Origin of the sequence: Lewinella sp. (assembly GCF_050633125.1) — a bacterium.
Lineage (GTDB): Bacteria > Bacteroidota > Bacteroidia > Chitinophagales > Saprospiraceae > Lewinella.
This window is the reverse complement of record NZ_JBOEFX010000249.1, coordinates 1-748: the sequence shown is the minus strand read 5'-3', so window position 1 is coordinate 748 and position 748 is coordinate 1. Positions and strand designations below refer to the sequence as shown.

1 pseudogene is annotated in these 748 nt (G+C 47.9%); it reads right to left on the bottom strand.

The annotated features are described in order from the left end of the window. Positions 1-748 (bottom strand): annotated as a pseudogene (locus ACRBG0_RS28700) (hypothetical protein); the annotation flags it as partial.

Here is a 748-nt window from a genome sequence, read left to right as displayed (position 1 = left end):
ATCGCGTCTGTACCGCCATTTTCGTTCCAGCTCATCGTGATAGCTCCTTCAGCAGCGTAACGTAGACCGAAGTTCTCAGCACTTGCTACACCGTACTCGATGTCTACCAACTCAGCTCCGTTTAGGTTCAAGGTACCCTGGAAGCCTTCTACCGTAGACATATTCTCACCAGTAATAGCTACCGTGTAAGTATTGCCCACCTTCATGCTGATATTCTCAGCAACGAGGTTGAACTGACCGTTCAGTGTACGATCGTCACCAGCCAAAGCATTGGCTTGTGCAGACCCGTTTACATCACCGATCTTAACGCCTACGAAGTCTGCATCTAATACATCTCCCGCAAGGTTATTCTCGTTGATCAACTCTGGGAATGCTTCGAACCATGGGTTGGTCGCTACTGGGAAGCTGTAAGCAGCATCCACAAAGCGCCAGCTTGTGTTGTTCGCAAATTCCGTGTCAATGTTCAGGATCAACTTACGCAACTGGATCATATCCAGTGTAGTAATTGTGTTTGAACGGTTGATATCCGCAGCGATACGCTTGTAAGGGCTGTCAAGCGGCTGCACACCCAGGATGTGCTTGCTCATCAGTACAAGGTCAAACGTAGATACGCCATTTAGGAAGTTGGCATTCAGATAAGGAGTAACCGTGTAGTCACCACCTAGTGCTAGATCTGAGAAGCTGTAAGTTCCATCTGTGTTCGTAGTCATGCTCATTACAGCACCACCGTTAACACTTACTTCAACAC